This is a genomic window from Bradyrhizobium sediminis (assembly GCF_018736105.1).
Taxonomy (GTDB): Bacteria; Pseudomonadota; Alphaproteobacteria; order Rhizobiales; family Xanthobacteraceae; genus Bradyrhizobium.
This window is the reverse complement of the sequence record NZ_CP076135.1, coordinates 5,338,625-5,359,868: the sequence shown is the minus strand read 5'-3', so window position 1 is coordinate 5,359,868 and position 21,244 is coordinate 5,338,625. Positions and strand designations below refer to the sequence as shown.

General features: G+C 64.3%; 19 protein-coding genes. 15 read left to right on the top strand and 4 right to left on the bottom strand.

What is annotated here, in order from left to right:
• Positions 1-191: 191 nt before the first annotated feature.
• Together KMZ68_RS25500 and KMZ68_RS25495 are read left to right on the top strand one after the other, a co-directional pair.
• Positions 192-701 (top strand): OsmC family protein, encoded by a 510-nt coding sequence (locus tag KMZ68_RS25500; protein WP_215613843.1) that lies wholly within the window; start codon positions 192-194, stop codon positions 699-701.
• A gap of 132 nt (positions 702-833) precedes the next feature.
• Positions 834-1,631 (top strand): hypothetical protein, encoded by a 798-nt coding sequence (locus KMZ68_RS25495; RefSeq protein ID WP_215613842.1) that lies wholly within the window; start codon positions 834-836, stop codon positions 1,629-1,631.
• 130 nt (positions 1,632-1,761) lie between these two features.
• Here the strand turns inward: KMZ68_RS25495 and mutS are convergent, their stop codons facing one another.
• Positions 1,762-4,491 carry a DNA mismatch repair protein MutS gene (gene mutS / locus KMZ68_RS25490; RefSeq protein ID WP_215613841.1) on the bottom strand — a complete coding sequence of 910 codons (2,730 nt, stop codon included), beginning with the start codon at positions 4,489-4,491 and terminating at the stop codon, positions 1,762-1,764.
• A 207-nt stretch (positions 4,492-4,698) separates the two neighbouring features.
• Between mutS and pcaF the strand changes: the two genes are divergently transcribed.
• From pcaF to KMZ68_RS25425, 13 genes are all read left to right on the top strand, one after another.
• The gene (gene pcaF / locus KMZ68_RS25485; RefSeq protein WP_215613840.1) at positions 4,699-5,907 is read left to right on the top strand and encodes a 3-oxoadipyl-CoA thiolase; all 1,209 of its coding nucleotides are present in this window, start codon (positions 4,699-4,701) and stop codon (positions 5,905-5,907) included.
• Positions 5,908-6,018: 111 nt separating this feature from the next.
• Positions 6,019-6,912, top strand: a complete 894-nt coding sequence (locus KMZ68_RS25480; protein WP_215613839.1) for a dioxygenase family protein — start codon at positions 6,019-6,021, stop codon at positions 6,910-6,912.
• A 38-nt stretch (positions 6,913-6,950) separates the two neighbouring features.
• Positions 6,951-7,949: a Bug family tripartite tricarboxylate transporter substrate binding protein gene (locus tag KMZ68_RS25475; protein ID WP_215613838.1), complete on the top strand. Its 999-nt coding sequence runs from the start codon at positions 6,951-6,953 to the stop codon at positions 7,947-7,949.
• Between the two features lie 6 nt (positions 7,950-7,955).
• Positions 7,956-8,861: a LysR family transcriptional regulator gene (locus tag KMZ68_RS25470; protein ID WP_215613837.1), complete on the top strand. Its 906-nt coding sequence runs from the start codon at positions 7,956-7,958 to the stop codon at positions 8,859-8,861.
• A 220-nt stretch (positions 8,862-9,081) separates the two neighbouring features.
• Positions 9,082-10,053, top strand: coding sequence for an amidohydrolase family protein (locus KMZ68_RS25465; RefSeq protein ID WP_215616475.1), 972 nt, complete (start codon positions 9,082-9,084; stop codon positions 10,051-10,053).
• A gap of 148 nt (positions 10,054-10,201) precedes the next feature.
• The gene (locus KMZ68_RS25460; RefSeq protein WP_215613836.1) at positions 10,202-11,338 is read left to right on the top strand and encodes a 4-oxalomesaconate tautomerase; all 1,137 of its coding nucleotides are present in this window, start codon (positions 10,202-10,204) and stop codon (positions 11,336-11,338) included.
• 4 nt (positions 11,339-11,342) lie between these two features.
• Positions 11,343-12,371 carry an amidohydrolase family protein gene (locus KMZ68_RS25455; protein ID WP_215604052.1) on the top strand — a complete coding sequence of 343 codons (1,029 nt, stop codon included), beginning with the start codon at positions 11,343-11,345 and terminating at the stop codon, positions 12,369-12,371.
• A 1-nt stretch (position 12,372) separates the two neighbouring features.
• On the top strand, positions 12,373-13,068 hold the full coding sequence (gene ligK, locus KMZ68_RS25450; RefSeq protein WP_215613835.1) for a 4-carboxy-4-hydroxy-2-oxoadipate aldolase/oxaloacetate decarboxylase: 696 nt from the start codon (positions 12,373-12,375) through the stop codon (positions 13,066-13,068).
• Positions 13,069-13,074: 6 nt separating this feature from the next.
• A complete protein-coding gene (locus tag KMZ68_RS25445) occupies positions 13,075-13,998 on the top strand; it encodes a DUF1932 domain-containing protein (RefSeq protein WP_215613834.1) in 924 nt (307 codons plus the stop codon).
• Entirely contained in the window at positions 13,995-14,939 is a 945-nt protein-coding gene (locus KMZ68_RS25440) for an amidohydrolase family protein (protein WP_305853269.1), read from the top strand. The genes KMZ68_RS25445 and KMZ68_RS25440 overlap by 4 nt, the downstream gene beginning before the upstream one ends.
• Positions 14,940-14,952: 13 nt before the next feature.
• Positions 14,953-15,342: a protocatechuate 4,5-dioxygenase subunit alpha gene (gene ligA, locus KMZ68_RS25435; RefSeq protein WP_215613833.1), complete on the top strand. Its 390-nt coding sequence runs from the start codon at positions 14,953-14,955 to the stop codon at positions 15,340-15,342.
• Positions 15,342-16,196: a class III extradiol dioxygenase subunit beta gene (locus KMZ68_RS25430; protein WP_215613832.1), complete on the top strand. Its 855-nt coding sequence runs from the start codon at positions 15,342-15,344 to the stop codon at positions 16,194-16,196. Before ligA ends, KMZ68_RS25430 begins: the two co-directional genes overlap by 1 nt.
• Before the next feature lies 1 nt (position 16,197).
• On the top strand, positions 16,198-17,157 hold the full coding sequence (locus KMZ68_RS25425) for a Gfo/Idh/MocA family oxidoreductase (protein ID WP_215613831.1): 960 nt from the start codon (positions 16,198-16,200) through the stop codon (positions 17,155-17,157).
• A 374-nt stretch (positions 17,158-17,531) separates the two neighbouring features.
• On the opposite strand, the gene KMZ68_RS25420 is transcribed toward KMZ68_RS25425, so the two are convergent.
• From KMZ68_RS25420 to KMZ68_RS25410, 3 genes are all read right to left on the bottom strand, one after another.
• Positions 17,532-18,377 (bottom strand): LuxR C-terminal-related transcriptional regulator, encoded by an 846-nt coding sequence (locus KMZ68_RS25420; protein WP_215613830.1) that lies wholly within the window; start codon positions 18,375-18,377, stop codon positions 17,532-17,534.
• Between the two features lie 915 nt (positions 18,378-19,292).
• The gene (locus KMZ68_RS25415) at positions 19,293-20,525 is read right to left on the bottom strand and encodes a benzoate/H(+) symporter BenE family transporter (protein ID WP_215613829.1); all 1,233 of its coding nucleotides are present in this window, start codon (positions 20,523-20,525) and stop codon (positions 19,293-19,295) included.
• A gap of 147 nt (positions 20,526-20,672) precedes the next feature.
• On the bottom strand, positions 20,673-21,194 hold the full coding sequence (locus tag KMZ68_RS25410; protein WP_215613828.1) for a DUF1993 domain-containing protein: 522 nt from the start codon (positions 21,192-21,194) through the stop codon (positions 20,673-20,675).
• Positions 21,195-21,244 lie beyond the last annotated feature (50 nt).

Sequence of the window (21,244 nt, the reverse complement as noted above, 5' to 3'; positions counted from 1 at the left end):
GGCTCTCGACCAAGCTGTTCTCGCCACGAGGCGCGGGGTGTATGCATTTTTGCGCCATATCGCCAATTAACTTATTGAAAGAAAAAATGAATTTTCAAGGCTGACGGAAATCGCGCCGCCGCCGGAAATGGTGACATCCACCCGCCGACCCGGTACATCAAGCAGGTAATGATATCGGGGAGGGAAGAACAATGGACGCCGCCAAACTCCGCGCCACCCAGGCTCCGATCAAGGAGCGTTACAAATCCGATCCGAAGGCCGCGATGATCAGGCTGACCGCGCGGGGCTCGATCGAAAACGAGGGCATCGCCTGCAAGGTCGAGACCGGCCGCGCGCTGGCGGTGGCCGGCCTGCACCCGGCGACCGGCGGCTCCGGACTTGAACTGTGCTCCGGCGACATGCTGCTCGAAGCCCTGGTCGCCTGCGCCGGCGTGACCTTGAAATCGGTGGCGACCGCGATCGAGGTGCCGCTGAAGAAGGGCGACGTCACCGCCGAGGGCGATCTCGATTTCCGCGGCACGCTCGGCGTCGACAAGGAAGCGCCGGTCGGCTTTGCCGAGATTCGCCTGAAGTTCGAGGTCGAGACATCGGCGCCGCAGGACAAGCTCGATCTGCTGTTGAAACTCACCGAGCGCTATTGCGTGGTGTACCAGACCATCAAGAACGGTCCGAAGGTTTCGGTGTCGATGCAAAGGGTGTGACGGCTTGTCGTCCCTGCGAACGCAGGGACCCATACGCCGTGTCCTCTCGTTTCAAGTGCCGCCGTTCGACGGCTTTCGCGCCACACGAATAGTTGTGGTTATGGGTCCCTGCGTTCGCAGGGACGACAGGAAATGTCCCCCGAACTTGCCTTCATCCTCACGCTCCTGCTGCGCATGGCGATCACGGCTGCGTTCGTGGTCACGGCGTCCGTCATCACCGAGCGTTCGGGGCCAGTGATCGGCGCGCTGGTCGCGACCTTGCCGATTTCGGCGGGGCCGTCCTACGTCTTCCTCGCGCTCGATCACGACGCTGATTTCATCGCCGAGGGCGCGCTGGCGAGCCTGCCGATCAATGCCGCGACGATCTTTCTGGGGCTGACCTATGTCGTGCTGGCGCAGCGCCGGAGCGCGCTGGTCTCCTGCGCGGTTGCGCTCGCGGTGTGGATCGCGCTCGCCTCCGTCATCCGCATGTTCCAGTGGACGCTTCTCGCCGGACTGGTCGCGAATGCCGTCACCTTTGCGATCTGCGTGCCGCTGTTGCAGGGCTATCGCCACGTCAAGATGCCGCTGATCACGCGGCGCTGGTACGACGTTCCGTTGCGCGCCGGACTGGTCGCGACGCTGGTGGCAACGGTGGTCACGACATCGGGCTGGGTCGGCCCCAGGATCAGCGGCATCATCGCGCTGTTCCCGATCGTGTTCACCAGCCTGATGCTGATCCTGCATCCGCGCATCGGCGGTCCGGCGACCGCCGCCGTCATTGCCAACGGCGCCTGGGGCCTGATGGGATTTGGCATTGCGGTTGCGGTGCTGCATCTCGCCGCACTTCGCTTCGGCTCGACGGTCGCCCTCAGCCTGGCGCTGATGACCTGCATCGGCTGGAATCTCGGGCTGTGGTGGTACGGGCGGAGGAAGCCGGTGCGCCAATAGACCCTCATGGTGAGGAGCGCATCTTCCCGGCAGCGCTTGCGCTGTCCGGCGCGCGTCTCGAACCATGAGAGCCCCGCTGCATCCATCCTTCGAGACGCGCGCAAGAGCGCGCTCCTCAGGATGAGGGCTGTTACCGTTTCGGCAGTTTCGCCTTCAGCGCATACAGCGCCTCCAGCGCCTCGCGCGGCGACATTTCGTCGGGATGCAGCGCTTTGACGGCTTCGAGCAGCTGTTCCGCCTCGCTCGGCGGCGCCGGTTCGGCTGATGCGCGCGACGGCACCGCGAACAGCGGCAGGTCGTCGGCGAGCGCGCGTGCGGTCTGGCCGCGGTCCTGCGCCTCGAGCTTGGCCAATACCGATTTGGCGCGGGCGATGACAGGGGCGGGGAGGCCTGCGAGCTTTGCCACCTGGATGCCGTAGGAACGGTCGGCCGAGCCCGGCAGCACCTCGTGCAGGAACACGACGTCGCCCTGCCATTCCTTGACCCGCACCGTGGCGTTGAACAGCCGCGGCAGTTTTGCGGAAAGCGCAGTCAGCTCGTGATAGTGCGTCGCGAACAGCGCGCGGCAGCGGTTGGCCTCATGCAAATGCTCGATCGCCGCCCAGGCGATCGACAACCCGTCGAAGGTCGCGGTGCCGCGGCCGATCTCGTCCAGGATCACCAGCGAGCGCTCGCTGGCCTGATTGAGGATCACGGCGGTCTCCACCATCTCCACCATGAAGGTGGAGCGGCCGCGCGCCAGATCGTCGGCGGCGCCGACCCGCGAGAACAGCCGGTCGACGATGCCGATGCGGGCCCGCGTTGCCGGCACGAAGCTGCCGATCTGCGCCAAGAGAGCGATCAGCGCGTTCTGGCGCAGGAAGGTCGATTTACCCGCCATGTTGGGACCGGTGATCAGCCAGATCTGACCGGACTTTTGCGCCGGTCCGGGGGAAAGATCGCAGGCGTTGGCGATGAACGGCTGGCCGTCGCGCTTCAATGCCTGCTCGACCACCGGATGCCGGCCGCCTTCGATGGCAAAGCCGAGCGAGCCATCGACCTCGGGCCGCACGTAGTTGTCATCGACCGCGAGCTTGGCCAGCGCGGTTGCGACATCGAGCAGCGCAAACGCGTGCGCGGCGGCGCGCAAATCGTCGCTGGCGGCCATGACGTCAGCCGAAAGCCGCTCGAAGATCTCCAGCTCCAGCCCGAGCGCGCGGTCGCCGGCGTTGGCGATCTTGGCTTCGATCTCGCCGAGTTCCGACGTGGTGAAACGGACCTGTCCGGCCAGGGTCTGGCGATGAATGAACGTCGCATTCAGGGGCGGGGCCATCAATTTGTCGCCGTGTTGCGCGGTGACCTCGACGAAATAACCGAGCACGTTGTTGTGGCGGATCTTCAGGCCCTTGATGGAGGTCACGTCGGCGTAGCGCGCCTGCATCGCGGCGACCACGAGGCGGGAGGCGTCGCGCAGATTGCGGGCCTCGTCGAGCGCGGCCTCATAGCCCTCGCGCACGAAGCCGCCGTCGCGCTTGATCAGCGGCAGCTGTTCCGAAAGTGCGCGCTCAAGTTCGCGCGCCAGCCCGCGCGACGGGCGGCGCAGCGCCTCCATGACCCCGGCAATCTCCGGCGGCGGATTGTCGAGCTGTGCCAGCCGCGCCAGCGCGGAATCGGCCGCGACAATGCCGTCGCGCAACCCGGCGAGATCGCGCGGGCCGCCGCGTCCGACCGACAACCGCGCCAGCGCGCGCGACATGTCGGGCGCCGCGCGCAAGCTGGCGCGGAGTTCGTCGCGCGCCGCGCTGTCGGCGACGAAGGTGGCGATGGCATCGAGCCGCCGCGCGATCGCGGCGCTGTCGGTCAGCGGCGCCGCCAGCCGCTGCGCCAGCAGCCGCGATCCGGCCGCGGTCACGGTGCAGTCGATGGCGTCGAGCAGCGACCCGCGCCGCTCGCCCGAAAGCGTCCGCGTCAGTTCGAGATTGGCGCGGGTGGCGGGATCGATCGCCATGGTGGTGCCGGCGGCCTCGCGCGACGGCGGCGACAGCGGCGGCCGCTTTCCGACCTGGGTGCGGTCGATATAGGTGACGGCGGCGGCCGCGGCGGTGGCTTCGAGCCGCGACATCGCGGAAAGCCCGTCCATGGTGGCGACCGCGAAATAATCACACAGCCGCCGCTCGGCGGTGGCGCCGTCGAAGAAGTCGCGGGTCAGCGGCGTCACCGCCGGCAGTTCGCGTAAAGCAGGCCCCAGCTCCGGATCGCCATAGAGCGCGTCGGTGACGATGGCTTCATTGGGATTGATGCGCGCCAGGGTCGCCGCGAGTTCGCCGGTGGAACATTCGGTGACGATGAATTCCGCCGTCGAAATGTCGATCCAGGCGAGCCCGATGCGGTCGGCGCCCGCCGAACCGCGCGCGCGCGCGATCGCCAGCAGGTAATTATTGGTCTTGGCGTCGAGCAGGGTGTCTTCGGTCAGCGTGCCCGGCGTCACCAGCCGCACCACGCCGCGGCGGACCACGCTCTTGTTGCCGCGCGCCCGTGCCGCCGCCGGATCTTCGGTCTGTTCGCAGACCGCGACGCGATGTCCTGCCTCGATCAGCCGATGCAGGTAGTCCTCGGAACGCTCCACCGGCACGCCGCACATCGGGATATCCAGGCCCTGGTGCTTGCCGCGTTTGGTCAGCACGATGCCGAGCGTGCGCGAGGCGATTTCGGCGTCCTCGAAGAACAGCTCGTAGAAATCGCCCATCCGGTAGAACAGCAGCAGCCCGGGATGGGCGGCCTTGATCTCGAGGTATTGTTCCATCATCGGCGTGACGCGCGCCGCCGCCTCGGCAGCAGGCTGAGCGTCTTGTGGCACGGGAATGGATTGCTGGATCGTCATCGGGTGCGGAAACTACAAAATTTTCGTCCGCGGTCCTATCGGTTTGGCCCTGCATTATGCGTTTTCCACGTTCTCCGCTGCCCCTCTCCCGCAAGCGGGAGAGGGGGCGATAGAACGGTCAATTGACCTGCCGCGCCCTCGCTCCTAAAACTCGCCGTCAATTCCGGCAATCAGCGCCGAAAAACGCGGCATTCAGGGAGAGAGTAGATGCGCGATGTGTTTGTTTGCGATGCCGTACGTACCCCGATCGGCCGCTTCGGAGGTTCGCTGGCCAAGGTCCGCGCCGACGACCTGGCGGCGACCCCGATCAAGGCGCTGATGGCGCGGCATCCCGGGCTCGATTGGGCTAATGTCGATGAGGTCTATTTCGGCTGCGCCAACCAGGCCGGCGAGGACAACCGCAACGTGGCGCGGATGGCGCTGCTCTTGGCGGGGCTGCCGGAATCGGTTCCCGGCCTCACGCTCAACCGGCTTTGCGCCTCGGGGCTCGATGCCGTCGGCGCCGCCGGCCGCGCGATCCGCGCCGGCGAGATCGACTTCGCCATCGCCGGCGGCGTCGAATCGATGACGCGGGCGCCGTTCGTGATGGGCAAGGCATCGGAAGCGTTTTCGCGTTCCGCCGAGATCTTCGACACCACCATCGGCTGGCGCTTCATCAATCCGCTGTTGAAGGCGCAATACGGCGTCGACGCCATGCCGGAGACCGGCGAGAACGTCGCCGAGGAATTCCAGGTGTCGCGCGCCGATCAGGACGCGTTCGCGATCCGCTCGCAGCAGCGCGCAGGTGCGGCGATCGCGGCGGGCTATTTTGCCGAGGAGATCACGGCGATCTCGGTGCCCGGCGGCAAGGCCGGGCCGATCAGCGTCGACAAGGACGAACACCCGCGGCCGGAAACCACGCTCGAAGGTTTGACGAAACTGAAGCCGATCGTGCGCAATCCCGGCACCGTGACGGCGGGCAATGCCTCCGGCGTCAATGACGGCGCCGCCGCGATGATCCTGGCTTCCGAAGCGGCAGTGAAGAAGCACGGGTTGACGCCGCGGGCCCGCATTCTCGGCCTCGCCTCGGCCGCGGTGCCGCCGCGCATCATGGGCATCGGTCCGGTGCCGGCGACCCGCAAGCTGATGGAGCGGCTCGGGCTGAAGATCAGCGATTTCGATCTGATCGAACTCAATGAGGCCTTCGCCAGCCAGGGCATCGCCTGTCTTCGGCAATTGGGCGTCAAGGACGACGCCGATTTCGTCAACCCGCATGGCGGCGCCATTGCGCTCGGCCATCCGCTCGGCATGAGCGGCGCGCGGCTGGCAATGACCGCGGTGCACGGCATGGAAAAGCGCGGCGGCAAGTGTGCGCTGGCAACGATGTGCGTCGGCGTCGGCCAGGGCGTCGCGATGGCGATCGAGAAGCTGAACTGACGGCGATTGCCGCGAGGGTCATTGCGAGGCGCGCTGTGGCGAAGAGCCTCCGTCATTCCGGGTTTGGTCCTTCGGACCATCCCGGAATGACGGCTTCCCAAGAGGTGCGGAATGATCATCGAGCGTCAGCAGGATGTCACGGTCGCGGCGACGGCCGTGATGGAAAGGACTTCCGACCCGCGGCTGCGTGAAATCATGGTGTCTCTCGTCAGGCACCTGCATGGCTTCATCCGCGACGTCCGCCTGACCGAGGCGGAATTCCGCGAAGCCGCCGCCATCCTGGCGGAGATGGGCAAGCTCACGACCGACACCCATAATGAAGTCGTGCTGATGGCCGGCTCGCTCGGGGTCTCGTCGCTGGTCTGCCTTCTGAACAATGGCGATCAGGGCAATAGCGAAACGGCGCAGTCGTTGCTCGGGCCGTTCTGGCGGCTGAACTCGCCCCGGGTCGAGAACGGCGGGTCGATCGTCCGGTCCGATACGCCGGGTGTGCCGCTGTTCGTCAACGGTCGGGTGGTGGACCCTGCCGGCCGTCCGGTGGCTGAAGCGGAAGTGGACGTGTGGCACGCCTCACCGGTCGGTCTTTACGAAAACCAGGATCCCGAACAGGCGGAGATGAACCTCCGCGGCAAGTTTACAACCAACGCCGACGGACGCTTCTGGTTTCGCACGGTGATGATGACGGGTTATCCGATTCCGGCTAACGGCGTCGTCGGCCGTCTGTTGAAGCTGCAGAACCGGCATCCCTATCGGCCGGCGCATCTCCACGCGCTGATTTTCAAGCCGGGTTTCAAGGTCCTGGTTTCCCAGGTCTATGATCCTGCCGACCCGCACATCGACAGCGACGTGCAGTTCGGCGTAACCAAGGCGCTGATCGGCAATTTCGTGCGCCATGAAGAGCCCCATCCGACGGAGGCCGATGCCGGCACGCCCTGGTACTCTCTCGACTACGTCTACAGGATGGAAGCAGGCGAGGCCGTGCTTCCGCGTCCGCCCATCAAGTAACACTGCGACGAATTCATCCACGGGAATCCGGGCTGCCCATGACATTCCTCGATTGCGTCTCCCGGATTTCCGCGCGGATGCCGCTCGCTTTGCTGCTGCTGGCGCTCGTCCTTCCCCAGCGTCAGGCCGGCGCCGAGACCAAATACCCGGGCAAGGCGGTGCGGATCGTCGTGCCGTTTGCGGCCGGCGGCGTTGCCGATATCACGGCGCGGGTGATCGCAGAGCGGCTCGGCGTCAAGCTTGGGGGGCGGGTTTACGTCGAGAACCAGCCCGGCGCCGGCGGCATTGCCGCGGCCCGAACCGTGATTTCCTCTCCGCCCGATGGCCATACCCTGGCATTGCTGTCGAACGGAACCGCGATCAGCGTCTCCCTGTTCGGCAAGTTGCCCTACGATCCCCTGAAGGATTTCGTTCCGGTCTCGAGTCTCGGTTTTTTCGATTTCGTCTTTGCCACCAACGCGGACTCGCCATTCAAGACGCTGGCGGACTTCATCGCGGCCGCAAAGGCAAAGCCCGGCTCGCTCAATGTCGGGACCATCAATGTCGGAAGCACCCAGAATCTGTCGGCGGAGCTCTTCAAGACCGCAGCCGGCATCGATTTCGTGATCATCCCCCATCGGGGAACGCCCGAGGTTCTGGTCTCCACCATGCAGGGCAACCTCGCCCTCATGATCGACAGCTACTCGGCGATGAAGGGCAATCTCGCCGACGGGAAGATCCGGGCGTTGGCGTCGACCGGGCCGATACGTTCGGAAAGCGCGCCGGATATTGCGACCGTGCGGGAATCCGGCGTTGCGGATTACGACGTCGTTTCCTGGAATGCATTGTTTGCGCCCGCCGGCACGCCGCCGGAGATCGTGAAGATCCTCAATCAGGCCCTGCAGGAAATACTCGCCGAACCGGACGTCAGGAAGCGGCTTCTCGAACTCGGCATCGAGGCCAGGGCAAGTACGCCCGAAGAGATATCGGCCAGGCTGAAGTCTGATATCGAGAAGTGGCGTAAGGTGATCGACAAGGCCGGCGTTCAGAAGCAATAGGGACCCATGAACCTCAAGCAGCTCGAATACTTCGTGCAGGTGGCCGAGCTGGGCAGCTTCAGCAAGGCGGCGCTGGTGCTCGACATCGCGCAGCCGGCGCTCAGCCGCCAGGTGCGCAGCCTCGAGACCGAGTTGCACCAGCAGCTGTTCCTGCGCAACGGCCGGGGCGTGGCGTTGACCGACGCGGGCAAGCGGCTGTTCGACCACAGCGTGGCGGTTCTGCAGCTGATGGCGCATGCGCGCGAGGATCTGGGGGCGAGCCGCGACGAGCCGGTCGGGCGGGTCATCATCGGGCTGCCGCCGAGCATCGGCCGTCAACTCACGCTTCCCCTGATCGACCGCTTCAAGAAGGAGCTTCCCGCCGCCAGGCTGGCGGTCGTCGAAGGGCTGTCGACCCACATCGTCGAATGGGTCACGACCGGCCGCATCGATGTCGGCCTGGTCTATAACCCCGAGGCACAGGCCGGGCTGGAGATTACGCCGCTGCTTCAGGAGCCGCTCGGACTGGTCAGTCGTGCGGCCAAGGGCCAGCGGAGACGGGCCGCATTGCCGCCGCTGCCGATGAAGGAGCTGTCGCGTTACCCCCTGATCGTTCCGGAGCGGGTGCATGCGATGCGCCGCCTGCTCGAGACCCAGGCGGCCCTGGCCGGCATCAAGCTCGACATTGCCTGGGAGGTGTCGAGCGTCCCCTCGATCATCGAACTGGTCTGCGCCGGCTACGGCCACGCGGTGCTCACCGCCAGCGGCGTTGCCGCTTCGCCGCGCTCGGGAGAATTGGCGGTGCGCCGGCTGGTCGAACCGGCGCCCGTCAGCGTGCTTTGCCTGGCCATCTCGGCGCACCGGCGTCCGACGCCGCTGACCCAGCACACAATGCGGCTCTTGACCGCGCTGGTGCGGAAGCTTCCCGCCTGATCATTTCGCGCATCGCTGGTGCCGGCAGGCCATGCCGGATTGCGATAGCTGTTATAGGCGGCGGGCGCTGGCGAAACGCCGGACGGCTGGCCACAGTGAGGGCGGCGAACAGCCCGTTTCCGTCACGGCCGCCTCGCCGCGCCTGAGGAAAGCCCGACCCGGCCGGCGCCAGGAAATGCTCGGTCAATCGAGCCGGATTGCAACATGGGAGCGCGCCAGCATGCATAGACGGACGTTCCTCGGGGGGGCCGCATACCTCGGTTCGATGTCCGCGCTTGCCGGGAGCCGGTCGCAGGCGGCAGAAAATCCGGCGGCTGAGCCGAGGCAAATTCCGACGATTGCCGGCCCGGACAAGAATACCAGAACGCCGGTCTTCAAGGCGCCGGTGGGCGCGATCGACACCCACTGTCACATCTTCGGCCCCGCCGCCGAATATCCGTTCTCTCCGACCCGGCCGTACACTCCACCCGAAGCGCCGCTGCCGATGTTTCGCGAACTGCACGAAAAAATCGGCGTCCAGCGCGCCGTCATCGTCAATGCGACCCTGCACGGATTCGACAATCGCGTCGTTACCGATGCCATCGCGCAGAGTGGCGGCAAGTATAGAGGCGTCGCGAATATCAATAATGCGATGTCGGATGCGGATCTCGTGGCCCTCGACAAGGCCGGGATCAGGGCTTGCCGCTTTGCCTTCCTCAAGAGGCTGGGCGGCGTCGGCGACATGAACGTGTTCAGGCGGCTCGTGGAAAGGGCGGCAGCGATCGGCTGGCATGTCGATGTCTATCTCGAGCCTGGAACCGTGCGCGAGTTCATACCGATCCTCAACGCGCTGCCGACCACCTATGTGATCGATCACATGGGCACGATCGCCGCCGCCAGGGGCCTCGACGACCCGGAATTCAAGGCGCTGCTCGATCTTCAGAAGAATGACGGGAAGTGCTGGGTCAAGATCACCGGGCTTGAGCGTGCCTCGGCCTTGGGGCCTCCGTTCCACGATGCGGTTCCGTTTGCCAAGGCCCTGATCGACAGCGCGCCGGACCGCGTGATCTGGGGAACGGACTGGCCGCACCCGAACGTCAAGGCGATGCCGAATGACGGCGATCTGGTCGATCTCATACCGCTGTACGCGCCGGAGCCCGCGATCCAGCAGAAGCTGCTGGTCGACAATCCCGTTCGTCTGTTCAAATTCTAGGACCGGGCGAATGGATCCAGTAACGGCTATTGTAGGAATACGCGTTGACTCATGGCAAACTGGCAGAGCAGTCGCGGGCGAGCCGGCGTTGCCGGACGCGCCGATCGGCCGGCTCGGCCTTGCCGTTCAGTAAGTGAGCGAGGGTCCCATGCAAACCGCCATTCCCTGCCTGTTCATGCGCGGCGGCACCTCGCGAGGTCCGTTCTTCAATGCCGCCGACCTGCCCGCCGACATTCCGACCCGCGACAATGTGCTGCTTGCGGTGATGGGTTCGCCCGACAAGCGCCAGATCGACGGGCTCGGCGGCGCGCATCCCTTGACCAGCAAGGTCGGCATCGTCTCCAGGGGTTCCCAGCCCGGCGTCGATCTCGAATTCCTGTTCGCGCAGTTGCAGCCGGACAAGGACACCGTCGATACCACACCCAATTGCGGCAACATGCTCGCCGCGGTGGTGCCGTTCGCGCTCGAGACCGGTCTGGTCAAGCCACAGGGCGATACCACCACGCTGCGCGTGCTGACCCTCAATACCGACATGCAATGCGACATCACCGTGCAGACGCCGAACGGCCATGTCGAATATGAAGGCACGGCCCGGATCGACGGCGCGCCGGGCACGTCCGCGCCGATCACGATCAACTTTCTCGATACCGCCGGCTCGGTCGCGCCGGGACTGTTGCCGACCGGCAATGTCCGCGACGTCATCGACGGCATCACCGTGACCTGCATCGACAACGGCATGCCGCTGGTGATCTTCAAGGCCGCCGATGTCGGCCGCACCGGCTATGAGAGCGTCGATCAACTGAACGCCGATACCGAATTGAAGGCGCGGATCGAGCGGCTGCGGATCGCCTGCGGCCACGCCATGAAACTCGGCGACGTCACGGCCAAGAATTACCCGAAGATGACGCTGATTGCGGCGCCGCGCGCCGGTGGCGCCATCAGTACGCGCAGCTTCATTCCGCATGTCTGCCACGACGCCATCGGCGTGCTGGCGGCGGTGACTGTGGCTACTGCCTGCGTGCTCGACGGCTCGACCACGCAGGGCATCGCTGAGGTGCCGGGTCAGAACGTGAAGACCATCTCGGTCGAGCATCCGACCGGTGAATTCAGCGTCGAGATCGAGGTCGACCCCGCCAACCCGCAGAACGTAATCCGCGCCGCGCTGCTGCGCACCGCGCGGCTGCTGATGCGCGGCGAGGCGATGGTGCCCGCTTCGGTATGGGCCGGTCACCGGGCCGGCGATTTCAGCGCAACCCCCGAACCCCGTCGCGCGCGGCAAGGATAGTACGATGATCATCGACGTACACGGCCACTACACCACCGCGCCGAAGGCGCTCGAGGACTGGCGCAATCGCCAGATCGCCGAAATCAACGATCCCAAGGCCGCGCCCAAGGCCAGCGAACTCAGGATCAGCGACGACGAACTGCGCGAGAGCATCGTCAACAACCAGCTCAAGAAGATGCAGGAGCGCGGCAGCGACCTCACCATCTTCAGCCCGCGCGCCAGCTTCATGGCGCACCACATCGGCGACTTCAACGTATCGTCGACATGGGCCGCGATCTGCAACGAGCTGTGCGCGCGCGTCGCCGGCCTGTTTCCGGACAGTTTCATCGGCGCCGCGATGCTGCCGCAGTCGCCGGGCGTCGATCCGAAGACGTGCATTCCCGAGATGGAGAAATGCGTCAGGGACTACGGCTTCGTCGGCATCAACCTCAATCCCGATCCGTCGGGCGGGCACTGGACCTCGCCGCCGCTGTCGGACCGGCACTGGTATCCGATCTACGAGAAGATGGTGGAACTCGACATACCCGCCATGATCCACGTCTCCACCAGCTGCAACGCCTGCTTCCACACCACCGGCGCGCATTATCTGAATGCCGACACCACGGCTTTCATGCAGTGCCTGACCTCGGACCTGTTCAGGAATTTTCCGACGCTGAAGTTCCTGATCCCGCATGGCGGCGGCGCGGTGCCCTACCACTGGGGCCGCTTCCGCGGCTTGGCGCAGGAGTTGAAGAAGCCGCTCTTGAAGGAGCACCTCTTGAAGAACATCTTCTTCGACACCTGCGTCTATCACCAGCCCGGCATCGACCTGCTGACCAAGGTAATCCCGGTCGACAATATCCTGTTCGCCAGCGAGATGATCGGCGCGGTGAAGGGGATCGACCCTGAAACCGGCTTCTATTACGACGACACCAAGCGCTACATCGAGGCCTCGACCATCCTCAGCGCGCAGGACAAGCAGAAGGTTTACGAGGGCAATGCGCGGCGCGTGTTCCCGCGTCTCGACGCCGCCCTGAAGGCGAAAGGCAAGTAGCATGAGCGTTCCCTTGAACAATCTCGGCGTCGTCAAGCGCAACATCGTTCGCGCGGACAAGGCGGCGGTCGAGAAGCTGTCGCGCTTCGGCGTCGCCACCATCCACGAGGCGATGGGACGGGTCGGCCTGATGCAGCCCTATATGCGGCCGATCTACGCGGACGCGCACGCCTGCGGAACCGCGGTCACCGTGCTGCTGCATCCCGGCGACAACTGGATGATGCATGTGGTCGCCGAGCAGCTGCAGCCGGGCGACGTGGTGGTCGCCGCCTGCACCGCAGAGAACACCGACGGCTTCTTCGGCGATCTGCTGGCGACCAGTTTCCGCGCCCGTGGCGCCAGGGGCCTGATCATCGACGGCGGCGTGCGCGACGTGAAGGACCTGACCGAAATGCAGTTCCCGGTGTTCTCCAGGGCGATCAGCGCCAAGGGCACGGTGAAGGCGACGCTGGGTTCGGTGAACATCCCGGTGGTCTGCGCCGGCGCGCAGGTCCATCCGGGCGACGTGATCGTCGCCGATCCCGATGGCGTGGTCGTGGTGCCCGCGGCCATCGCCCAACAGGCGGCGGACGCCGCCGAAGCGCGCGAGGCCAATGAAGGCGACAAGCGCGCCAAGCTCGCGGCCGGCGTGCTTGGGCTGGACATGTACAACATGCGTGAGCCGCTGGCGAAGGCCGGCCTCAAATACATAGATTGATCGCCGATGTCGGTTGCTTCCAACCAATGGCATGTCGGCCTCGTCGGCTACGGCGAGGTGGGCCGGATTCTGGCCGAGGACCTGCGCAAGGACGGCATCCGCGTCAGCGCCTATGACATCAAGCTCGGCGACGACAGGGCCAGGCCGCTGCAGGAGCACGCCGCCGGCATCGGCGTCGCACTGGCGTCGTCGCATGCCGATCTTGCCGCGCAGGCCGACTTCATCGTTTCCGCTGTCACTGCGAGCCAGGCGGTGCCGGTGGCGCAGGCTTGCGCAGCGGCAGTGAAAAACGGCGCCTGGTTCCTCGACTTCAACTCGGCCTCGCCGGGCGCGAAGCGGCGCGCCGCGGCCCTGATCGACGGCGCCGGCGGACGCTATGTCGAGGGCGCGGTCATGACCTCGGTTCCGCCCTACCGCATCAAGGTGCCGTTGCTGCTCGGCGGCTCCGGCGCCCGCGAGCTTGCGCCGTTGCTGGTGGAACTCGGCTTCGACGCCAAGGTCGCCAGCGACCAGCTTGGCGTCGCCTCTGCCGTCAAGATGTGCCGCAGCATCATGATCAAGGGCATGGAAGCCATGGTGATCGAGAGTTTCACCACGGCGCGCGCCTACGGCGTCGAAGACGCGGTGCTGGCCTCGCTGGCGGAGACCTTCCCAGGCATCAACTGGGAGAAGCAGGGCGCCTACTTCTTCCAGCGCGTCATCGAGCACGGCCGGCGCCGCGCCGAAGAGGTGCGCGAGGTGGCGGAAACCGTCCGCGACATCGGCCTGACGCCGTGGTCGGCACAGGGCACCGCCGAACGCCAGGCCTGGGTAGCCGATCTCGCCGACGAGGGCCTGTTCGGTCCGAAAGGCACCAAGGAGTTTGCGCGCAGCCCCGACTGGCGCACCGAGGCCGACCGGATCCTCGGCAGGCTCAAGCCAAGAGAATGAGACAGACCGCGATGGAATTGCAGAACACCCAATTCACCAAGACCCCGGGCTGGCTGGACTGGTACGCCGGCCCCTCGAAACCCCGGTTCAAGGTGCCGGCAGGCTCGGTCGACGCGCATTGCCATGTATTCGGACCGGGCGCCGAGTTTCCGTTCGCGCCGGAGCGGAAATACACGCCCTGCGACGCCTCCAAGCAGCAGCTCTATGCGCTGCGCGATCATCTCGGCTTCGCGCGCAACGTCGTGGTGCAGGCCACCTGCCACGGCGCCGACAACCGCGCCATGGTCGATGCGCTCATCCATTCAGGCGGCAAGGCGCGCGGCGTCGCCACCATCAAGCGCAGCGTCGGCGACGCCGAGCTGCGCGGGATGCACGACGCCGGCGTGCGCGGCGTGCGCTTCAACTTCGTCAAGCGCCTGGTCGATTTCACGCCCAAGGAGGAGCTGATCGAGATTGCCGGCCGCATTGCGAAACTGGGCTGGCATGTCGTGATCTATTTCGAGGCGGTGGATCTGCCTGAATTGTGGGATTTCTTCACCGCGCTGCCGACCACTGTTGTCGTCGACCACATGGGCCGGCCCGACGTCGGCAAGCCGGTCGACGGTCCGGAATTCGAGCTGTTCGTGAAATTCATGCGGCAACATCCCAACGTCTGGTCCAAGGTCAGCTGCCCGGAGCGGCTGTCGGTCAACGGGCCGCCGGCGCTGAATGGCGAGCAGAACGCCTACCGCGACGTGATCCCGTTCGCGCGGCGGATCGTCGAGACGTTTCCCGATCGTGTGCTCTGGGGCACCGACTGGCCGCATCCCAACCTGAAGGACCACATGCCCGACGACGGCCTGCTGGTCGATTTCATTCCGCACATTGCGACGACGCCGGAACTGCAACGCAAGTTGCTGGTCGACAATCCGATGCGGCTGTACTGGCCCGAACTCTCCTGAAGGAGGCAATCCCATGTCACTCGACAAACCCTACAAGGATGTCCCCGGCACCACGATCTTCGACGCCGACATGTCGCGCCAGGGCTATCACCTGAACCAGTTCTGCATGTCGCTGATGAAGGCGGATAACCGCGCCCGCTTCAAGGCCAATGAGCGCGCCTATCTCGACGAATGGCCGATGAGCGAGGAGCAGAAGCAGGCGGTGCTGGCGCGCGACCTCAATCGCTGCATCGCGCTCGGCGGCAACATCTACTTCCTCGCCAAGATCGGCGCCACCGACGGCAAGAGCTTCCAGCAGATGGCCGGCAGCATGACCGGCATGAGCGAGGAAGAATACCGGAACATGATGGTTGGCGGCGGCCGCTCCGCCGAAGGCAACCGCTACATTGGGGAGAAGAAGTGATGGCCCGTATCTCAGCGAGCGTCTACACCTCGCACGTGCCGGCCGTCGGCGCGGCGCTCGACCTTGGCAAGACCGCCGAGCCGTATTGGCAGCCGGTCTTCAAGGGCTACGAATTCTCCAAGCAGTGGCTGAAGGATCAGAAGCCGGACGTGATCTTTCTGGTCTACAACGATCACGCCAATGCGTTCAGCCTCGATATCATCCCGACCTTCGCGATCGGCACGGCGCCCGAGTTCGCAGTGGCCGACGAGGGCTGGGGCCCGCGTCCGGTGCCCAAGGTGATCGGCCATCCGAAACTCGCAGGCCACATCGCTCAATCGGTGATCCAGGACGATTTCGACCTCACCATCGTCAACAAGATGGACGTCGACCACGGCCTCACGGTGCCGCTGAGCCTGATGTGCGGCCAGCCGCAGGCGTGGCCGTGCCCGGTGATTCCGTTCGCGGTCAATGTGGTGCAGTACCCGGTGCCGTCGGGCCGGCGCTGCTACATGCTCGGCAAGGCGATCCGCAAGGCGATCGAGTCCTACGACGAGCCGCTCAACGTGCAGATCTGGGGCACCGGCGGCATGAGCCACCAGCTGCAGGGTCCGCGCGCCGGACTGATCAACAAGGAGTTCGACACCGCCTTCCTCGATCGGCTGATCTCCGATCCCGAGGGGCTCTCCGCGATGCCGCATATCGACTACGTCCGCGAGGCCGGCAGCGAGGGCATAGAGCTCGTGATGTGGCTGATCGCCCGCGGTGCCATGAGCGATGTCAACGGCGGCAAGCCGCCCACCGTGCGGCATCGTTTCTACCATGTGCCCGCCAGCAACACCGCGGTGGGCCATCTGATCCTGGAGAACAACTGACGTGGCCAAGACCATCAAAGTGGCGCTCGCCGGCGCCGGCGCGTTCGGCGTCAAGCACCTCGACGGCATCAGGAACATCGACGGCGTCGAGGTGGTGTCGCTGGTCGGCCGCAGGCTGGAGCCGACCAAGGAAGTCGCCGCCAAATACGGCATCGCACATGTCTCGACCGACCTCGCCGACAGCCTCGCGCTGAAGGAGGTCGACGCGGTGATCCTGTGCACGCCGACCCAGATGCATGCGGAACAGTCGATCGCCTGCATGAAGGCCGGCAAGCATGTCCAGGTCGAGATTCCGCTCGCGGATTCCTTGCGCGACGCGCAGGCCGTCGTCGACCTGCAGAAAAAGACCGGGCTGATCGCGATGTGCGGCCACACCCGCCGCTTCAACCCCAGCCATCAATGGGTGCGCAAAAAGATCGTCGCCGGCGAATTCAACATCCAGCAGATGGACGTGCAGACCTTCTTCTTCCGCCGCTCGAACATGAACGCGCTGGGCCAGCCACGCAGCTGGACCGACCATTTGCTGTGGCACCATGCCGCGCATACGGTCGACCTGTTCGCCTACCAGGCCCGCTCGCCGGTCGTGAAGGCCAACGCGGTGCAGGGGCCGATTCATCCGGCGCTCGGAATCGCGATGGACATGTCGATCCAGCTCAAGGCCGCCAACGGCGCGATCTGCACGCTCAGCCTGTCGTTCAACAATGACGGTCCGCTCGGCACCTTCTTCCGCTACATCGGCGACACCGGCACCTACATCGCGCGCTACGATGATCTGTTCAACGGCAAGGAAGAAAAGATCGACGTCAGCAAGGTCGACGTGTCGATGAACGGCATCGAGCTGCAGGACCGCGAGTTCTTCGCAGCCATCCGCGAGGGTCGCGAGCCGAACTCCAGCGTCGCCCAGGTGCTGCCCTGCTATCAGGTGCTGCACGATTTGGAGCAGCAGCTCGCCACCAACTGAGGCCGCCTATATGGCGGTGACGAAGCTCTGGGTGCTCCGGCACTTTTTGCACTCGTAGACGTGGTGGACAAACCCAGGCTTCTCAATCTCGGTGCAGGAAAACCACATCTTCCCACCACACTTGATGCAGCTTGGTGGATTGCGCAGCGGCTCAAGATCATTCATGCCAAGCTTATCCAAGCAACTAAACGTCGATGCCGTGAGGGGCCAAGACTGGACTTCGCCGTCTCGCCAATTCCGAACCTGTAAGGCTGACAACGCACCATGTGCCGCGAGGGCTCATCGATCTGCAGTCTCCGTTACATGAATTGATGACGCGACGATTCTGAAAGTAAATCTCACGCCCGATCAGGCTGGGCAATAGCCCGAAACGACTATTTCTCAGGCGTCGCGCCCGCGTTGACTTCGGCGTTGCGGTCTTGCCATAGCATTGATGAAACAAGAGCCGCTTGAGTGCGACTCCGGAGCTTCAAACGTTCCAGGATCGCTGACACGTGCAGCTTGATAGTGTTAGGTGAAAGAAAGAGCGCCATCGCAATTTCTTTGTTGGTCTTGCCCTCGCCCAGCAGACGCAGAACGTGCATCTGCCGTTTGCTCAACCGAGTAAGAGCGGCCTTCATCTGACCGTCGTTCCCTTGCGTGGCCTCCTTCTCGCGCGTGGCAGGACCGGCGAACATTGTGTTCAGTTGTGACGAAAGCGTTTCCAGCACGGAGCGTTCCAGGACGCCGCCAATCGCGGCTAGATTGGCCCCGGGGCGAATTGGCTTTTTCTCTTCCTTGGCTCGCGCTCGTCGCGCACCGATCGGAAGCGGCAACATTGTTGTGAGGTCCACATGCAGGAGGGCCACGCCGGACGATTTATTCAGCGATAGCGGCAGCCCGATGAGGCAGAACCATCGTGCCTGCGTCCGCGAATGGCATGGATAAATAAACGTCAAGAGATCACGCTTGCCCGCGAGCAATGCTCTCAGCTCACTTTCGAACCGACGTGAGTTCGGTTCATCGGACCGACAATATTGCAGGTAGTTCGAGCCAATTGCGGAATCGGGAACACGCAATCCGTTTCGTCGACCGAATTGCTTCCAGGTATCGTTGACCGCCACAATTGTTCCGGAAGCGTCGAGAATCGCCACGCTCGCGGGAAGCGATTTCAATCCCTCGAACGTCGCAACCTTATGTTTCATGAAAATCCCTGCTGCCTCTGGCGACATCGTACGCATGGCGTTTGCCACGATGCTCGGAAAAAGCGGATTGCGCGGCACAAGGATAGTCGCTTTGGGCTATTGTCTATTTTTACGAGGTATGAAATTCCATCGATTGACGCAGATCAAAGGCGATCGGACGAATGGAATCAATTCGGAAGCGTGTTGAAACTGCTCCGTCAAACCTCGAGCGGTTTGTCAGAGAACAAAATATTGAAAGATATCGAAAGCTGCTTGGGGAGAGCAAAGATGAGACCCAACGTCTGACGATCGCCAAGTTGCTGGCCGATGAAGTAGCAAAGCTGCGGAGTATGTGAAGCTGTTCGCGCTGACGCCTGTCGATACAATCACGCCTTTCTGCAATCTGTTCCACGCAGACCCAGCGTTTCGACAAGGAATTTCGACGATCCCGGTCGTGTTGCCCCCTCGCAGGCCGGGTTCCCCCCCCGGCCGGCCCTCCACCCGAGGGCCGGCACGGGGTTTGTGTTTTCCAACGGGCTGCTTGTGATGGATGACAAGGTCACACAATGTCGGGCGATGGCGGCGTTCTGTCGTCAGCGCGCGAGGATGGAGGGTGAAAACGAGGACTTCTGGCTGACAGAAGCCGATAGCTGGGCGACGCGCTTATCAAGCGTATCCGTTGACCCGCTGCAGAAGAAAGCAGTCGTGCGCGGCGCTGGAGGCCGGAAGGTATCGGACCCGTCGCAAACCCCGCCGGCGTAAGACGTCCAGGTCATGTTCACGATCCCCTCAATCGTTACGGCAATATCGCGCCGCCTCGCCTGATGCGATTTGCCAAACAGGTTGGAGGTTCGGATGGTCCCGTTCGCCGCGCTTCCCGCGTCACGCCCCGCCCTGCGTTGGGGCGCGGCATGACCGGAAAATCGAGGCGTCGACCAAGCGCAGGCCTCGCATTCCCTTGACGCGGCGCGATTACGATCGCGCCTCCGCTGCAAAATCGGACCGCTCCAGCAGCCATGAGATGGCGAAGCCGGACACGAGACCCCAGAATGCGGCGCCGACGTTCAACAAGGGCACATCGGCGACGGTGACGAGGAAAGCCAGCAGCGCGCCGAGTGAGAAGCGCTCCTTGAACGCGGTGATAAAGGCCGTCTGCAGGACGCGCAGCATCGCGAGTCCTGCCAAGGCCATCACCAGCGACTTGGGCGAAACCAGCAGCAACCGTGTAAATGTCGGCGCCAGCAGTCCGAACACCAGCGCCAGACAACCAACGAACATGGCGGCGCTATATTGGCGTTTCTGCTCACCACCCGAGACCACGATGGCATTGGTCGGTCCCGTCAGGCAGGAACTGACTCCGCCGACGACGGCGCTGATCACCGAGCCGATGCCGCAGGCCATGGTCACGGCGTTGATCGGCGGCGTATGCCCTGCTGTCCCGAGCACCGCAAAACCCTGGCCATTCTGGACGACGAGGACCGTGATCGCGAGCGGCACCACGAGTTCGACCATGGCCGCGATTGACCAGACTGGAGCCTGGATGACCGGGCGGATCAGTTCGAATTGAAGCGTTGCAGTGGCGTCGAACCGGCTGAACAGCACCGTCGTCGATGCGCCGACCAGCAGGGCCCCGATGATCGGCGGAATACGCCGGCCAAGGCGCGGGATCGCCGACAGGATGAGCCAAATTGCGACCATCGGTCCGACGATGATGGTGTCAGCAAACACAGCGCGGACGAGCTCAAGACCAAAGCGCAGAAAAACGCCGGCGACCATGCCCATGACGATCGGCATCGGAACGAGCTGCATGGCGCGCTTGACCCAGCCGCTCGCACCCAACACCAGCATCAGCAGGCCCGTAGCGTAGAACGCACCGACAACCTCCGGAAACGTCAGATGGGTCAGCGACTGCCCAACCAGGACCGTACCGGGGATAGTCCAGAAGAAGACGAGCGGCTGACGATAAAGCCCGCTGAGCAGGAGCGTGATCAGGCCGTTGAAAAAGAAGACGCCGAAGATCCAGGACGCGATCTCTCTTTCGGAGAGCCCTCCGTTCGAGCCGACCGCCAGAATGATCGCCACAGGCCCGGTCACGGCGAACAGCCAGCCAATGAAACCATTCGATGCGTAGAGGAAGCCGAAAGCCGAAATAATCCGCCCAACGCCGGGCGGCCGTTCAGTCGGTCGTTCGATCTGTATGAACATCGAGGAGGCGGGCGCCAACCTTCCGAAGCCAGGGGACGTTGATCCGGGTAGGACAACTCCAAGGATGCCTCATCCTCCGAATACCTTCAACATGCAATCTCATTCAAGAGTGACGCCGCAGGCAAGGACTGGTCGGGCAACGGGCCATCACCCTTTCAATTTCATCCTGCCCATGAAATCGCGTTTTCCGAGCGGCGCGCCGTTGTGGCGGAGAATGTCGTAGGCCGTGGTCGCGTGGAAGAAGAAGTTCGGCAGCGAGAACGACATCAGGAAGCCTTCCGACGTGAACGGGAGCGTGCGGTCGCTGTGCTTGAAGATGACGTCGCGGCCGGCGAGCGCGTTGACGGCGTCCGGCGTCAGGGCCGAGAGTTCATTGCGCGCTTCCGTCACCAAGGCCTGAAGTGCGGCATAGTCGAGGTCCGGTTTTCCCGAGGGCGGGACGAACACTCCGGTCTTCGCCGCCTCGATCGCGCCGCGCGAATGAAGTGCGACCGAGACGATCTGGAAACGGAGCGGAAGCATGTCGGGCGCCATCCGCGCCTCGACGATCTCGGCCGGATCGATGCCCTTCTCGCGGAAATGCGCGAGGCTCTTCTCGAGGAAACCGCCGACGGCGCCGAGAATCTGCAGGTAGTTGGCGACGGTTGCATCGTAGAGCGAAAAGGCCATTGCGCAGGTCTCCCATTACTGTGTGTGTGTGTTTCTTGCCTGCGCCACAG

What these genes read in the sequence shown, in the direction of transcription:
- KMZ68_RS25500 (WP_215613843.1), top strand. Translation starts at nt 192, where the DNA reads ATGGACGCCGCCAAACTCCGCGCCACCCAGGCTCCGATCAAGGAGCGT.
- KMZ68_RS25495 (WP_215613842.1), top strand. Translation starts at nt 834, where the DNA reads ATGTCCCCCGAACTTGCCTTCATCCTCACGCTCCTGCTGCGCATGGCG.
- mutS (WP_215613841.1), bottom strand. Translation starts at nt 4,491, where the DNA reads ATGACGATCCAGCAATCCATTCCCGTGCCACAAGACGCTCAGCCTGCT.
- pcaF (WP_215613840.1), top strand. Translation starts at nt 4,699, where the DNA reads ATGCGCGATGTGTTTGTTTGCGATGCCGTACGTACCCCGATCGGCCGC.
- KMZ68_RS25480 (WP_215613839.1), top strand. Translation starts at nt 6,019, where the DNA reads ATGATCATCGAGCGTCAGCAGGATGTCACGGTCGCGGCGACGGCCGTG.
- KMZ68_RS25475 (WP_215613838.1), top strand. Translation starts at nt 6,951, where the DNA reads ATGACATTCCTCGATTGCGTCTCCCGGATTTCCGCGCGGATGCCGCTC.
- KMZ68_RS25470 (WP_215613837.1), top strand. Translation starts at nt 7,956, where the DNA reads ATGAACCTCAAGCAGCTCGAATACTTCGTGCAGGTGGCCGAGCTGGGC.
- KMZ68_RS25465 (WP_215616475.1), top strand. Translation starts at nt 9,082, where the DNA reads ATGCATAGACGGACGTTCCTCGGGGGGGCCGCATACCTCGGTTCGATG.
- KMZ68_RS25460 (WP_215613836.1), top strand. Translation starts at nt 10,202, where the DNA reads ATGCAAACCGCCATTCCCTGCCTGTTCATGCGCGGCGGCACCTCGCGA.
- KMZ68_RS25455 (WP_215604052.1), top strand. Translation starts at nt 11,343, where the DNA reads ATGATCATCGACGTACACGGCCACTACACCACCGCGCCGAAGGCGCTC.
- ligK (WP_215613835.1), top strand. Translation starts at nt 12,373, where the DNA reads ATGAGCGTTCCCTTGAACAATCTCGGCGTCGTCAAGCGCAACATCGTT.
- KMZ68_RS25445 (WP_215613834.1), top strand. Translation starts at nt 13,075, where the DNA reads ATGTCGGTTGCTTCCAACCAATGGCATGTCGGCCTCGTCGGCTACGGC.
- KMZ68_RS25440 (WP_305853269.1), top strand. Translation starts at nt 13,995, where the DNA reads ATGAGACAGACCGCGATGGAATTGCAGAACACCCAATTCACCAAGACC.
- ligA (WP_215613833.1), top strand. Translation starts at nt 14,953, where the DNA reads ATGTCACTCGACAAACCCTACAAGGATGTCCCCGGCACCACGATCTTC.
- KMZ68_RS25430 (WP_215613832.1), top strand. Translation starts at nt 15,342, where the DNA reads ATGGCCCGTATCTCAGCGAGCGTCTACACCTCGCACGTGCCGGCCGTC.
- KMZ68_RS25420 (WP_215613830.1), bottom strand. Translation starts at nt 18,377, where the DNA reads ATGCGTACGATGTCGCCAGAGGCAGCAGGGATTTTCATGAAACATAAG.
- KMZ68_RS25415 (WP_215613829.1), bottom strand. Translation starts at nt 20,525, where the DNA reads ATGTTCATACAGATCGAACGACCGACTGAACGGCCGCCCGGCGTTGGG.
- KMZ68_RS25410 (WP_215613828.1), bottom strand. Translation starts at nt 21,194, where the DNA reads ATGGCCTTTTCGCTCTACGATGCAACCGTCGCCAACTACCTGCAGATT.